The sequence below is a fragment of the Stenotrophomonas sp. Br8 genome, assembly GCF_014763005.1.
Lineage (GTDB): Bacteria > Pseudomonadota > Gammaproteobacteria > Xanthomonadales > Xanthomonadaceae > Stenotrophomonas > Stenotrophomonas lactitubi.
This window is the reverse complement of sequence record NZ_JACGTN010000009.1, coordinates 117,420-131,347: the sequence shown is the minus strand read 5'-3', so window position 1 is coordinate 131,347 and position 13,928 is coordinate 117,420. Positions and strand designations below refer to the sequence as shown.

At 66.4% G+C, this 13,928-nt stretch carries 14 protein-coding genes; 7 read left to right on the top strand and 7 right to left on the bottom strand.

From position 1 onward, the window contains the following. Positions 1-21: 21 nt before the first annotated feature. Complete coding sequence (locus H3005_RS10600) at positions 22-1,017, bottom strand: YhdH/YhfP family quinone oxidoreductase (RefSeq protein ID WP_089236462.1); 996 nt, start codon at positions 1,015-1,017, stop codon at positions 22-24. Positions 1,018-1,169: 152 nt separating this feature from the next. Here H3005_RS10600 and hflK point away from each other — a divergent pair, with 152 nt between their 5' ends. The 5 genes from hflK to H3005_RS10575 all read left to right on the top strand — a co-directional run bounded on the left by hflK (position 1,170) and on the right by H3005_RS10575 (position 5,771). Continuing rightward, positions 1,170-2,306, top strand: a complete 1,137-nt coding sequence (gene hflK / locus H3005_RS10595) for an FtsH protease activity modulator HflK (protein ID WP_180166198.1) — start codon at positions 1,170-1,172, stop codon at positions 2,304-2,306. Next, complete coding sequence (locus H3005_RS10590) at positions 2,303-3,166, top strand: protease modulator HflC (RefSeq protein WP_089236460.1); 864 nt, start codon at positions 2,303-2,305, stop codon at positions 3,164-3,166. The genes hflK and H3005_RS10590 overlap by 4 nt, the downstream gene beginning before the upstream one ends. 67 nt (positions 3,167-3,233) lie before the next feature. Beyond that, positions 3,234-3,419 (top strand): DUF2065 family protein, encoded by a 186-nt coding sequence (locus H3005_RS10585; protein WP_191078137.1) that lies wholly within the window; start codon positions 3,234-3,236, stop codon positions 3,417-3,419. 314 nt (positions 3,420-3,733) lie between these two features. Next, entirely contained in the window at positions 3,734-5,026 is a 1,293-nt protein-coding gene (locus tag H3005_RS10580) for an adenylosuccinate synthase (RefSeq protein ID WP_089236458.1), read from the top strand. 106 nt (positions 5,027-5,132) lie between these two features. Then, positions 5,133-5,771, top strand: a complete 639-nt coding sequence (locus tag H3005_RS10575; protein WP_191078180.1) for a hypothetical protein — start codon at positions 5,133-5,135, stop codon at positions 5,769-5,771. Positions 5,772-5,801: 30 nt separating this feature from the next. Here H3005_RS10575 and H3005_RS10570 read toward each other — a convergent pair whose 3' ends face one another. Beyond that, positions 5,802-6,446, bottom strand: coding sequence for a peptidoglycan DD-metalloendopeptidase family protein (locus H3005_RS10570; protein ID WP_191078136.1), 645 nt, complete (start codon positions 6,444-6,446; stop codon positions 5,802-5,804). A 4-nt stretch (positions 6,447-6,450) separates the two neighbouring features. Further along, positions 6,451-7,410: a L,D-transpeptidase family protein gene (locus tag H3005_RS10565; RefSeq protein ID WP_191078135.1), complete on the bottom strand. Its 960-nt coding sequence runs from the start codon at positions 7,408-7,410 to the stop codon at positions 6,451-6,453. 240 nt (positions 7,411-7,650) lie between these two features. Between H3005_RS10565 and H3005_RS10560 the strand changes: the two genes are divergently transcribed. Then, positions 7,651-9,777: a methyl-accepting chemotaxis protein gene (locus H3005_RS10560; RefSeq protein WP_100553226.1), complete on the top strand. Its 2,127-nt coding sequence runs from the start codon at positions 7,651-7,653 to the stop codon at positions 9,775-9,777. 83 nt (positions 9,778-9,860) lie between these two features. Here the strand turns inward: H3005_RS10560 and H3005_RS10555 are convergent, their stop codons facing one another. After that, complete coding sequence (locus tag H3005_RS10555) at positions 9,861-10,151, bottom strand: hypothetical protein (protein WP_100553225.1); 291 nt, start codon at positions 10,149-10,151, stop codon at positions 9,861-9,863. 14 nt (positions 10,152-10,165) lie between these two features. Beyond that, positions 10,166-10,705, bottom strand: a complete 540-nt coding sequence (locus H3005_RS10550) for a hypothetical protein (protein WP_191078134.1) — start codon at positions 10,703-10,705, stop codon at positions 10,166-10,168. Between the two features lie 140 nt (positions 10,706-10,845). Between H3005_RS10550 and H3005_RS10545 the strand changes: the two genes are divergently transcribed. Beyond that, positions 10,846-11,589, top strand: coding sequence for an alpha/beta hydrolase (locus tag H3005_RS10545; RefSeq protein WP_191078133.1), 744 nt, complete (start codon positions 10,846-10,848; stop codon positions 11,587-11,589). Here H3005_RS10545 and H3005_RS10540 read toward each other — a convergent pair. Both H3005_RS10540 and H3005_RS10535 read right to left on the bottom strand, forming a co-directional pair. Then, positions 11,586-11,795 (bottom strand): hypothetical protein, encoded by a 210-nt coding sequence (locus H3005_RS10540; protein WP_191078182.1) that lies wholly within the window; start codon positions 11,793-11,795, stop codon positions 11,586-11,588. The genes H3005_RS10545 and H3005_RS10540 overlap by 4 nt on opposite strands. 21 nt (positions 11,796-11,816) lie before the next feature. Continuing rightward, the gene (locus tag H3005_RS10535; protein ID WP_191078132.1) at positions 11,817-13,913 is read right to left on the bottom strand and encodes a catalase; all 2,097 of its coding nucleotides are present in this window, start codon (positions 13,911-13,913) and stop codon (positions 11,817-11,819) included. Positions 13,914-13,928: the final 15 nt, after the last annotated feature.

Sequence of the window (13,928 nt, the reverse complement as noted above, 5' to 3'; positions counted from 1 at the left end):
TCCGTCGCCTGCCTGCGACGTTCAGTCGATCCGCACCACCGTGCGGCCAAGCGAGCCGCCCGCCAGCATGCGATCAAACACCGCAGGCAGGCCGTCCAGGCCGACTTCGGCGGTGCAGATGCGGTCCAGGTGCTGCGGTTTCCACGCGTCGCCCAGGCGTGCCCACACTTCTTCGCGCAGCGCGCGCGGGGCATTGGCCGACGACACACCAAGCAGCGATACACCGCGCAGGATGAAGGGCATCACGGTCATGTCCAGCGTCGGGCTGGCGGCCAGGCCTGCACTGACCACGCTGCCATAGGGCACGGTCTGTGCCAGCAGACTGGCCAGCATCGGCCCGCCGGCGTTGTCCAGGCCACCGCCAAAGCGTGCCGATTGCAGCGGCCCGGTGTCGGCAAGGGCATCACGTGGCAGCACCTCGGCAGCACCGATGCCGCGAAGGAAGTCGGTCTGCTCCGGTTTGCCGCTGATCGCGTGCACGGCATAGCCGGCGCGGCTGAAGATGTCCACGGCCAGGGCACCGACCCCACCGCTGGCGCCAGTGACCGCCAGTGGCCCAAGCTCGGGTGTCTGCCGGTTGTCCTGCAGGCGCAGCAGGGCCAGCGCGGCGGTGAAGCCGGCCGTGCCCAGCACCATTGCCTCGCGTGGGCTCAGGCCTGCCGGCTGGGCGATGACCGCGCTCGATTCCAGCCGCACGTACTGGCTGTAGCCGCCATCGCGGGTTTCGCTGAGGCCGCAGCCGGTGGCCAGTACCGCATCGCCCTCGCGCCAGGCCGGATCGGTGGAGGCGACCACCGTACCGGCCACGTCGATGCCGCCCACCAGCGGGAAGCGCCGCAGGATCCGGCCTTTGCCGGTACCTGCCAGGGCATCCTTGTAGTTGACCGAGGACCAGTGGGCACGGATCAGCACCTGGCCGGGGTTGAGGTCGTCCAGGCTCAGCGGGACCAGGCCGCTGCGGTAGCCAGCGTCGTCTTTTTCGATGCGGAAGGCGGTGAACGGGGCGGTGGGGGCCATCGGCGTTGCCTGACTTCGAGGAAAACGCCACCTTACCCGTTCGGGGGCCTTTCAATCCTGCCGGTCAGCCCCATCTTGTATGATCGGTAGTGGTTCATGGCTGGCGTTGCGGGAAGGGCCCGCGTCGCAGCCCACATCTTGATGGAGCGTGCATGGCCTGGAATACACCCGGCGGCAACAAGGGCGGACAAGGCCCCGAGGACAATCGACGCGGGCCGTTCGGGTCGCGCGGCGGTGGCAATGGTGGCGGCTGGGGCGGATTGCCCGGACCGCTGAAGGATCTGTTCGACGGCGGCATCCTGCGTTGGGTGGCGGCAGCAGTGGTCCTGCTGGTGCTGTTCTCCAGCTTCCAGCTGATCGGCGAACAGCAGCGTGGCGTCGTGCTGCGCTTCGGCCAGTTCTCTCGCATCCTGACCCCAGGCCCGAACTTCAAGTTGCCCTGGCCGATCGAATCGGTCACCAAGGTCAACGCCACTGAGATCAAGACCTTCTCGATCCAGGTGCCGGTGCTGACCCGCGACGAGAACATCGTCAACGTCTCGTTGAACGTCCAGTACCGCATCGATGACCCGCAGCAGTATCTGTTCGGCACTGTCGATGCCAACCAGGTACTGGAACAGTCGGCGCAGAGCGCAGTGCGCGAGGAAGTCGGCCGCGCCGACCTCAACGCCGTACTGAACAACCGTGGCCCGCTGGCCGTGGCCGCTGAAGAGCGCCTGCAGACATTGCTGGCGGCCTTCAAGACCGGTCTGACCGTGACCGGCCTGACCCTGCAGGACGCCCGTCCGCCGGAAGAGGTCAAGCCGGCCTTCGACGAGGTCAACGGTGCCCAGCAGGTCAAGGAGCGCCTGATCAACGAAGCCCAGGCCTATGCGGCCAAGGTCGTGCCTGAAGCGCGTGGCCAGTCCTCGCGTGCCCGTACCACCGCCGAAGGCTACAAGCAGGCCGTGGTATCCAAGGCCGAGGGTGATGCCCAGCGCTTCAGCCTGCTGCAGGCCCAGTACAAGGAAGCACCGGAAGTCACCCGCAAGCGTCTGTGGCTGGAAACGGTGCAGCAGGTGTTGAGCGAGAACCGCAAGGTCATTGGCGGCGATGGCCGTCAGCTGATCTACGTGCCGATGACCGGCGATACCCGTGCCAGCACCTCGGCACAGGCGCCGGTACCCAACCCGGATGTGGTGATGCCGTCGCTGCCGGGTACCACGGCAGTGGAAGCTTCCCGTGATCCGGGCCGGCCGGTGGGCCGCCCGACCGGGCGTTCGAGCGGCCGTGAGGAGGGCAGCCGATGAGAAATTCAATGTGGATCGCCGTTGTCGTAGCGGTGCTGCTGGGCCTGCTGGGCTCGGTGTACGTGGTCCGTGAGGACCAGACCGCCATGGTCCTGAACCTGGGCAAGGTGGTGCGCTCGGACATCAAGCCGGGCCTGCACTTCAAGCTGCCCGTGGTGGAAACGGTGCGGGTGTTCGACCGCCGCTTCCAGGTGCTGGACACCGCGCCGGCACGCTACTTCACCGCCGAGCAGAAGGACGTCAGCGTCGACTTCTTCGCCATCGGTTACATCTCCAACGTGGGTGACTACTTCCGTGCCACCGGTGGCGATCCGCGTATCGCCAACGCCCGCCTGGCACCGATCATCACCGACTCGCTGCGCAACCAGATCAACTCGCGCACCCTGCAGCAGCTGGTCTCCGGCGACCGCAGCGAGCTGATCGCCGAGCAGCTGAAGGGGATCAACGAAGCCGTTGCCGGCTTGGGCATGCAGATGATCGACCTGCGCATCAAGCAGGTGGATCTGCCGACCGACAGCCAGGTGATCAATGACGTGTATGAGCGCATGCGCGCCCAGCGCAAGCAGGAAGCCGCCAAGCTGCGCGCCGAAGGCGAGGAGCAGTCGCTGACCATCCGCGCCCAGGCCGACCGTGACAGCACCGTGCTGATCGCAGAAGCCGAACGCGATGCCCAGCGCCTGCGTGGTGAAGGCGATGCCGAGGCCGCGCGCATCTACGGCAAGGCTGGTTCGGCTGACCCGTCGTTCTACGCGTTCTACCGCAGCCTCGAGGCCTATCGCGGCTCGATGACCGACGGCAACGGCGTGATCGTGCTGGACAAGAACGACCCGTTCCTGCAGTACCTCAAGAACGATCGCTGAGTCCGCACGGCAGTACCTCACGGGGCCCGGCCATACGTCGGGCCCCGTGCTTTTTCGGAGTTCCCCCATGAAAGATCTGTTCGCCGCCGTCTGCCTGGTCGCGGTGCTGGAAGGCCTGTTGCTGTTCGCCGCCCCCGTGGCCTGGAAGCGCATGGCCGAACGCCTGCTGGTCCTGCCCAGCCCGGCCCTGCGCAGCTTCGGTGGCTTGGTCCTGCTGGCCGGGCTGAGCCTGCTGTGGTGGGTGCGGCACTGAGGGCCCGGCACGGCCGCCTGCGTCTGGCTCTGGTAGATGCCAACCTTGGTTGGCATTGACGGCCAGCGGCCGGCACCACCGGGGCAGGGCGCCTGACCGGCCGGTGAAGCCGTCCGTCGGAAAGGTGGCAGCCGACCCCGGAAACCCGGATAATGCACAAAAGCCGGACGGGCCTCCCCGTTCGGCTTTTTCCGTGTCTGGGCCTTCCATCGCCGGCCGCTCCCCGTTTGGAGCCGCCACCCAAGCGCTGGCCAGCCCCGCTGCGGTTTACCCGTCCGCGGCCCCGATGGCCGCAACAAATAGAGGAACCCGTCATGGGTCAGTCTGTCGTAGTGCTTGGTGCCCAGTGGGGCGATGAAGGCAAGGGCAAGATCGTCGATCTGCTCACTGAGGAAATCGGCGCGGTCGTGCGCTTCCAGGGCGGCCACAATGCCGGCCACACCCTGGTCATCAACGGCAAGAAGACCGTCCTGCACCTGATCCCGTCGGGCATCCTGCGTGACGATGCGCTGTGTCTGATCGGCAACGGCGTGGTGATCTCGCCGGCTGCGCTGCAGAAGGAAATCGCCGAGCTGGAAACCTCCGGCGTGGAAGTGCGTTCGCGCCTGAAGATCTCCCCGGCCGCGCCGCTGATCATGCCGTACCACATCGCCCTGGACCAGGCGCGCGAACGCGCTGCCGGCGGCAAGGCGATCGGCACCACCGGCCGTGGCATCGGCCCGGCCTACGAAGACAAGGTGGCGCGTCGCGGCATCCGCATCGCCGACCTGCATTACCCCAAGCAGCTGGAAGAACTCCTGCGCACCGCGCTGGATTATCACAACTTCGTGCTGACCAACTACCTGAAGACCGACGCGGTCGATTTCCAGAAGACCTTCGACGAGGCGCTGGCCTTCGGCGAGTACGTGCAGCCGATGAAGTCCGACGTTGCCGGCATCCTGCATGACCTGCGCAAGCAGGGTAAGCGCGTGCTGTTCGAAGGTGCGCAGGGCGCGCTGCTGGACATCGACCACGGTACCTACCCGTACGTCACCAGCTCCAACACCACCGTTGGTGGCGCGCTGGCCGGTGCCGGCGTCGGCGCTGATGCGATCGACTACGTGCTGGGCATCGCCAAGGCCTACGCGACCCGCGTTGGCGGTGGCCCGTTCCCGACCGAGCTGGACGATGAAATCGGCCAGGGCATCCGCGACCGCGGTGCCGAGTACGGTGCCTCGACCGGCCGCCCGCGTCGTTGCGGCTGGATGGACATCGTCGCCCTCAAGCGCGCCGTGGCCATCAACGGCATCAGCGGCCTGTGCATCACCAAGCTGGACGTGCTGGACGGCATGGAAAAGCTGAAGGTCTGCATCGCCTACGAATACAACGGCAAGCGTACCGAGTACGCGCCGCTGGACGCGCAGGGCTGGGAAGAGTGCACCCCGGTGTACCTGGAGTTCCCGGGCTGGACCGAGAACACCCACGGCATCACCAACTGGGAAGACCTGCCGCCGGCTGCACGTGCCTACCTGCGCTCGCTGGAAGAGCTGGCCGGCTGCCCGATCAGCATCGTCTCCACCGGCCCGGACCGCGACCACACCATGGTCCTGCAGGATCCGTTCGCCTGAGCGACCGCACGCTGACGTGAAGGAAAAGCCCCGCGAAAGCGGGGCTTTTTCGTTAGTGTGTACGCAGTGCCAGCAGGGAAGCGGACCGATGACCGACGATGTCAGCGTGAAAGGGACCAGGGTGCTGCGGATCACCCTGTGGGTGTTCTGGGGCCTGTGGGCAGCCGCTTGTGTGGTGCTGGCGGTGGGCGCTGTGGCCAACCACCTGGCCTCACGCACGCAGACCCTGCCGCTGGTGCTGAGCCCCGGTGCGAGCGCGGAGATCACGGTCTACCGCTTCATTGACGATCGCCTGCGGTTGCGGCTGCGCTACCCGCCCAACGCTGCCGACCCGGCCCTCGACCCCGACGTGCTGATGCGCATCGAAACGCCCAACGAGCGCGCGGACTTCCGCGCAAGCGTGCGATCAGGCCCGCCCGCGACGGATGTCGTGCGCAGAGTGGAAACCGTTGAAACGGCGGGTTTCACCGCCGCGTACTTCGGCTATGGCCGCGGTGACGCATTGCCCCGTGGCCGTTCCTGGCTGCGGGTAACCGTGCTGGAGGTGGAGCCGGCGTTGGTCGGCAGGCCGGCAACCGTCGAGCTGCAACCGCCGCTGGATCTTCTGAAGCTGACCGACTTGGACTACATCTGGCTTTGGCCATTCTTCTTCTGGAAACTGGTGGCGCTGCTGCTGCTGATTCCAGGCATCGCACTGGTGATCTTCACCATCGCGCTGCGCAGGAAGGGTCCACGCGCTGTATAGACGCCCCGGACAAACCGTGCGGGTTGCGACTTAATCCCCTCCGTCCCCTTTTTTCAGCAGCGGATAGGGGTTGAGCGATTCGCCCTTCCACCACTGTTTTTCCGGTCCCAGCGCGTGCACTTCGAAATGCAGGTGTGGGGCCTCGGGGTTGGCGTTGCCGGTGCTGCCGACGTAGCCGATCACATCGCCGCGCTTGATGGTCTGTTTCTCGGCCAGGCCGTCGGCGTAGCGCTGCAGGTGCGCGTAGTAGTAGCACCAGCGGCCGCTGGGTTCGAACTGGTAGAGGGTGAGGCCGCCGCGTTTGCTGTCGAACAGTTTCTCGACATGGCCATCGGCCACGGCCAGCACCGGCGTGCCGGCAGCGGCCATGATGTCGATGGCATCGTGCACACGGCCTTCGCTGCGTGCGTCGGTGAAGGTGTCCTGCAGTTGCGACGGCGCAATGCCCTGTACCGGCAGCAGCAGACCGGAGGGTGTGTCGCCGGTTGCTGCTGGGGCGGGCGCAGCGATTGCCGTCGCTGCCTGCTCCGCGGGTACGGCAGGTGCGTGGTCCGCCGCAACCACTGCAGGAGAGTGGACGGTCGCGCCATCGGACGGCTTGCCATCGCGCTGCAGCCACCACCCGGCAGCCACGCCCATCACCAGTCCCAGCACGATCAGTTGCGCGAGTCGCATCGGCTTACTCCTGCATCACCACGACCACCGACGTATCCACCGCCGCGGCCACGCGCAGCGCATCCCAGTTGGTCATGCGCACGCAGCCGTGCGATTCGGTCTTGCCGACGTGGCCGGGTACCGGCGTGCCGTGCAGGCCGTAATGCGGCTTGGACAGGTCGATCCAGACCCGGCCGACCGGATTGTTCGGGCCGGGCGGAATCGTGGCTTTGCGATCGCCCTTCTTCGCGTCCCAGAACAGCTTCGGGTTGTAGTGGAATGGCGGATCCGGGTACACGCCGAGGATCTTCCACTCCCCGATCGGCAGCGGGTCGTGCTCGCTGCCTGACGACACCGGTACCTGCGCGATCACCTTGCCCTGCACGTCCAGCAGTTGGAGGGTGGAGTCGGATTTGTCGACCACCAGCTTGGCCGCCTTGGGCAAAGCGGCAGGCGCAATGTTGGGCACCTGGATGCGATTGCCGGCCTTGCTCAGATCCACGCCGGGATTGAGGGCCTTCAGCAGCTCCGGGGCGGCATGGAAACGTTCGCCCAGTGATTCTTCGATACTGCTGAAGCCCAGGGATTTCAGCTTGGCCTGTTCGGCCGGCTTCTTCGGGATGGCGACAAACGGACCGGCCACGTCTTCGGCGGTCAGCGTGTAGCTTGCCAGCGGACCAGCCGAATCGGCCTGCAGGGCCTTCCAGGTGGCGTCGTCCAGTTCACCGCTGACGGTCAGCCCGTGCGCAGCCTGGAAACCGGACACCGCACGGCGTTGATTGCTGCCCACTTCGCCATCGATCTCGCCCGGAGAGAAATTCGCACGGTCCAGCAGGACCTGCGCATGCAGGGGCGAGCGTGCCGCCGTGTCAGGACCGGCTTTTTCGGCAATCGGCGCTGGCAGGCCCGCAGGTGGCGTGGACTGTGCGAAGGCGGGCGAGATCAGCAGCGACAGGGCAAGCAGGGCGGGGCGGCATACGGGCATGGGCGTCTCCAAACAGATAACGCCTCCACCCTGCCTGCAAACGCTGCGTAGCCGCCGTGAAAAGGAACTGATGCCGGCATGAGCAGCGGGAGCGCATCGCCACGCCAAAGACCCACCGCGGAAGCGGAGGACCGCACCTCACCAAGGTGAACGGCTTCCGACGCAGGCGCATGGGGGACGATCAAGATTCCCGACAGGCAGGCCGATATGGGCGCATCCCCCCCGTTTTGGATTCACCCCATGAACTACTTGAGGAACGTCAGGGTTGCCTGGCGTCTTGGGCTTGGCTTTGGCCTGTTGTTGCTGCTGGTTGCCGCCGTAGTGGCCACCGGCGCTACCGCCACCACCGTGCAGAAGCGCGCGATGGAGCAGGTGGTCGAGGTTGGCGTAGCCAAGGTACGGCTGCTGTCGGAGATGCTCGATGCCAACAACCAGATGATGGTCGTGCGACGCGAGATGCTGATCCGCCAGGGCGAAGACCGCGCCAAAGACGAGCAGCGCATCGCCGATCTGGTCAAGCGCTACGAGGCCAGCTGGACTGCCTACCAGGCCCTGCCCGGCGATGCCGAGGGCAAGGTGATCGGCGAGACCATCGCCGCCAAGCGTGCGCTCGCGCGTCCGCTCAACAAGCAGACCAGCGAACTGATGGAGCAGGGCGATTTCCCCGCTGCCGTGGCGCTGACCCTGGGGCCGGTGCAGGAAGCGGCCAATGGCTGGAACAAGGCCCTGGCCGATGGCGTGGCGTATGAGGAAAAGGAAAGCCGTGAGGCCGCTGCCGAGGCGATCCGCCTAGGCGAACGCAGCCTGCTGCAGCTGCTGGCGCTGGGCGGCGTGGCCCTGCTGGTCGGCATCGCCGCGTCGGTGTTGATCGGTCGCAGCATGACCGGCCCGCTGGCACGTGCGGTGCAGTTGGCCGAGCGCCTGTCGAAGGGCGAACTGGACCAGGAATTCCGCCTTGGCGGTCGTGACGAGCTGACCCAGCTCGGCGAGGCCATGGCCAGCGTGCGCCAGAGTGTGCAGGCGGCGATCGGCGCCCAGCTGCAGATGGCCGAGCAGCATGAAGCCGGTGCGATCCGTTACCGGATGGATGCCAGCGCCTTCCCCGGCGACTTCGGCCGCATGGTGCAGGCCACCAATCACCTGGTCGAATCGCACGTGCAGGTGCAGCTGCTGATGGCCGAGGTGATGCAGCGCTATGCGATCGGCGATCTCAGCCGCGATCTGCCCGAGTACCCGGGCGAGAAGGGCACGCTGACCCGCACCCTGGCGGCGGTCAAGCAGAGCCTGATGGCGATCAACGCGCAGATCGATGAACTGGCCCGTGCCGCGCGCGCCGGCGATTTCAGCATGCGTGGCGACGCCGCGGCATTCCAGTACCAGTTCCAGGCGATGGTGAACCACCTCAACGGCATGATGGCCAGTTCGCAGGCCAGCATCGCCGATGTCTCCGACGTGCTGCGCGCGATCTCGCATGGCAACCTCACCGCGCGCATGGAAGGCGACTACGAAGGTGTTTTCGCGCGCATGCGCGACGATGCCAATACCACCACCACGCAGCTGACCGGTATCGTGCGCGGCATCCAGGTAGCGGCCGACAGCATCAACAACGCGGCACAGGAACTGGCCGCCGGCAACAACGATCTGTCGCGCCGTACCGAACAACAGGCCGCGAATCTGGAAGAGGCCGCCGCCTCGATGGAAGAGCTGACCTCGACCGTGCGCCAGAACGCCGAGCTGGCACGTCAGGCCGACAGCGAAGCGCACGCGGCCGGCGTTGCCGTGCGCGAGACCGAGCAGGCCATGGCACAGATGGCCACGGTGATGGGCGAGATCGATCAGTCTTCCGCGCGCATCTCGGAAATCTCCACGGTGATCGATGGCATTGCCTTCCAGACCAACATCCTGGCGTTGAATGCCGCGGTGGAAGCGGCGCGCGCCGGTGAACAGGGCCGCGGCTTCGCGGTGGTCGCCAGCGAAGTGCGTACGTTGGCACAGCGTGCGGGCGTGGCTGCCAAGGAGATCAAGGAATTGATCGAGGACGCCGCCGCCAAGGTGCAGAGCGGCCTGGCGGTGACCGTGCAGTCCGAAGCTGCCATTGCGCGCGTGGCGCAGGCCAGTTCGCGTACCACCTTGCTGATGAGCGACATCGCCGCCGCCAGCAAGGAACAGGCGGCTGGCATCGAGCAGGTCAACCAGGTGGTGGTGCAGATGGACCAGGTGACCCAGCAGAACGCGGCCCTGGTGGAAGAAGCCACTGCTGCCAGCCGCGCGCTGGAAGAGCAGGCGCATGCACTGACCACGTCGGTGTCGGTGTTCCAGCTGGAACAGGGTGTGCGCAAGCCTGCCGTGTCTGCGCGCGCGGCGTAAGCAGTCCGTAGTTGGATGTTGGATGACGCCCTGCATGCGATGGCCGCATGCAGGGCGTCGATGCACGCAACGGTTGAGTGCCGTCAGCGCCCGCGCGCCGAGCGTTCGATCCACCAACCGGCCGCGTACAGGAACAGTAGTGTTGGTGGCACCAGCACCGCATACGCGGTCGACCAGGGCTTGCCGTACAGCAGGCCGCCTGCGCCGATGGCATCAAGCGCGGCAGACTGCAAGGTGATGGGCAGCGCCATCAGGATGTAGGTACCCTTCGGGTCCGCATCCGACTGTGCGCCGTGAACCAGCCACGCGGTAAACAGCAGGTAGGCCACGCACAGCGCAAGGCCGGTCCAGCTGAACAATCGTCGCATCTTCATCCGCAGGCCTCCTTTCAACGGACCTCGAAGTGGGCCTGCAGCGGCAGGCTCACACCCCGCAGCAGATCCTTGACCACCACCTGCGCAGTCCACGTACCTTTCGGATCGCCGGGTTCGGCGACGAATTTCAGCTGCACGTTGGTCATGTACAACAAGGTGGGTGGACCCGGCAGACGGGCGGTGAAGCAGGGAACATCGCGCTCATCCGCGCTGGTGCTGCCGTCCGGGCGCAGCATGCGCACGTCGCAGTGGACCTTGGCTGCGCCATCCTCGCCCAGTTGCGGGTTGGACAGGAACGTCAGCACGAACAACTCTCCGCCCAGCTGCACGTCGCTGGCCTCGGTGAAGTTCGGCGTGGTGTCCGCTGGGGTGTCCCACTTGGCCCGCCAATCGGCGTCGGAGGTGACCAGCAGTGATGCCGCAAATCCATCCTTGGACTTCATGGCATCGGTCTGCGGCACCGCCTTGCCGTCGCCATCTATCCAGCCATCGCCGGCAAAGGTGGTCAGTGGCAGCATCAGGGCCATCATGGCCAGTGCGTAGGTCCATCGCATCAACGGTTCTCCCTGGTAGCCGCATCCTGCGGCGAAGCCGGCAGTATCGCGCAACCTTGGCCGACGCAGCGGAAGAAGCGCAGAACAGGAGCTTCCGCGGCGTGCCGATCCGGGCGATGCTTGCCAGCAAAGGAGGTGCCATGGAAACCGGAAACGAGGAGAAGGAGTGCGGCGATGCGTCGGCTGCGCCGCTGCACGTACTGATGCTGCCAGGCCTGGATGGCACCGGCAGGATGTCGACCTCGTTCCTGTCCGCGCTGCAGGCTCATGGGCTGACAACGCAGGCCATCGCACTGCCTGCACAGGGAGCCCAAGATTACGCCGCGCTTGCCGAGGGGCTGTGGCCACGGTTGCCACATGGACCATTCGTACTGCTTGCCGAGTCCTTCTCGGGCCCGTTGGCGGTTGAACTCGCAATGCGGCATCCGCGCGGGCTGCGCGGAGTGGTACTGGCCGCGACCTTCGCACATCGGCCCGTGCCATTGCCGGCAGCCGGCGCGGCACTGCTGTCGCCGGCCTGGCCGATGCCTCCCGCAGCGTTGCTGGCACGCCTGCTGCTGGGGCGATGGCGCACCCGCGAGCACCTGTCGATGCTGCGCGATGCGTTGGCGCAGATCCCGGCCGCCACGCTGCGGCAGCGCGCCGCAGCAACCCTGCGGGTGGACGTACGCGCACTGCTGCCTCAGATCACGGTGCCGACCCTGTGCCTGCAGGCGCGCCAAGACCACCTGTTGTGGCCGCCGAGTGTGGCCGAACTGCAGGCGCTGTTGCCGCATGCGCGGCACGTTGCACTGGAAGGGCCGCATCTGCTGCTGCAGACCTGTGCCGAACCGGCCGCCGCCGTGGTGGCCGGTTGGGTGAGGGCGCTGCCGACTGCGGGTTAACTGCTGGCGCGGGCCGGCGCTGCCTCCTTCGTACTCGTGCGCGCGCTGCCGCTGCGCTTGCCGCCACCATCCTGCTTGTTCACTGTGGCCCAAGCGATGCGCTCGGCGGTGCCTTCGCTGGCACCACGTTCGCGCTCACTCGCTTCGATATGCTCGGCCTGGCGTTTCTGCTTGTCGGTATAGGCGGATTTGTCACCACGGGGCATGAGCATTCTCCTGTCGGATGATCAGGCCAGCAGGCGCAGCTTCGGCTCGCGCGCCCACTGGCGGGTGGCGGCAGCGGTGAGGAAGGCCTTGCTGTCTTCGGCCTCGACGGTGCCTGCATCGTTGCCGACGCGCGCTGCCTTCAGCAGGGCCTGTGCACCTTCGTCACTGGCGATCGCTTTGAGATGCGCCCAGGCGTCGCTGACGAAGCCTACGGCCGCCGCTTCCTTGGCCAACGCCTTGCCAGCATCGGCACTCAGCACCACGGCCACCGCATCGAACACCACCGACGGGGTACCGGCCAGCTGTCCATCGGCGGCCTGCACCTTGCCGTCGCTGAGCGTGGCGCCGCCGACTTTCGGTGCGACCAGCTTGACGCTGGCGCCAGCCTTTTCAGCGGCTTTGCGCAGGTTGGCGATCACTCGCGCATCGGAACCTTCGTCGAACAGGATGCCGATGCAGCGCCCCTGCAGCACTGGCTTGTTGCGGCCGATCACGCGTACTTCGGGTGCGGCGGGCAGGTCCTGCGCGGGGGTTGCGGTCGGTGCCGGGTCGGGCAGGGTACGCAGGGCCAGCCCATCGGCCACGCGTTTGGCCAGTCCTTCGTCGATATTGCGCAGATGGCTGACGGTGCGCACGCGCACCTTCTCCGTTTCCACCTTCGACAGCTCGAACACCAGCGCCGAGGCCAGGTGCGCCTGCTCCGGTTTCTCCAGGCTGCGGAAGAACATCCGTGCCTGGCTGTAGTGGTCGGCAAAGCCCTCCGCACGGGTGCGGCCCTTGCGCCCGTCATCGGCGCTGGCATGGCTGCGGAAACCTGCGGGTGTTTCGCGCGGGCTGTCCTCCTGCAGCGAGCTCGGGTCGTAAGCCACGCGTCCCTTCGGCACCTGCATCTGCATGTGGCCATCGCGCTGGTGGTTGGCGAACGGGCACTTCGGAGCGTTGATCGGGATCTGGTTGAAGTTCGGCCCGCCGAGGCGGATCAGCTGGGTATCCAGATAGGAGAACAGCCGCCCCTGCAGCAGCGGATCGTTGCTGAAGTCGATGCCGGGCGGCACGTTGGCCGGGCAGAACGCAACCTGCTCGGTCTCGGCGAAGAAGTTGTCCGGCCAGCGGTCCAGCACCATGCGTCCGATCACCTGCAGCGGTACCAGCGACTCGGGGATGATCTTGGTCGGGTCCAGGTGGTCGAACGGGAAGCCGTCGGCCTGTTCCTCGCTGAACAACTGCACCGCCAACTCCCACTCGGGGAAGTCGCCGCGCTGGATCGCCTCGAACAGGTCGCGCCTGTGGAAATCGTTGTCGGCTGCCTGCAGTTTCAGCGCCTCGTCCCAGATCGTGGACTGCAGCCCCAGCTTCGGGCGCCAGTGGAACTTGACGAAGGTGGAGTTCCCTTCTTCATCCAGCAGGCGGAAGCTGTGGATGCCGAAACCTTCGATGGTGCGCAGCGAGCGTGGGATCGTGCGGTCGCTCATCGCCCACATGATCATGTGCATCGACTCGGGCATCAGCGAGACGAAATCCCAGAATGTGTCGTGCGCGCTGGCCGCCTGCGGGAACGCGCGGTCCGGTTCCATCTTCACCGCATGGATCAGGTCGGGGAACTTGATCGCGTCCTGGATGAAGAACACCGGGATGTTGTTGCCGACCAGATCCCAGTTGCCTTCCTTCGTGTAGAACTTCACCGCGAAGCCGCGCACGTCGCGCGGGGTGTCGACCGAGCCGGCGCCGCCGGCGACGGTGGAGAAACGGGTGAACACCGGCGTCTTCACCCCGACCTCGGTGAGGATCTTCGCCCGCGTCACTTTGCCCAGCGACTTGGTCAGTTCGAAGAAGCCATGGGCAGCCGAGCCGCGCGCGTGGACGATGCGCTCGGGAATGCGCTCGTGGTCGAAGTGGGTGATCTTCTCGCGCAGCAGGAAGTCTTCCAGCAGGGTCGGTCCACGCGGCCCCTGGCGCAGGGAATTCTGGTTGTCGGCGACCGGGATGCCCTGGTTGCTGGTCAGTACCGGATGGGAGCCTCCTGCGAGTTGATGCAGTTCATCGCCCTGGCCGCGGCTGTCACGGTCGGCGGAGGGAGTGGCGGGAGCGCGCTTGCCGGTCGGCTTGCTGGCGGCCATGGAGGATCTCCTGGA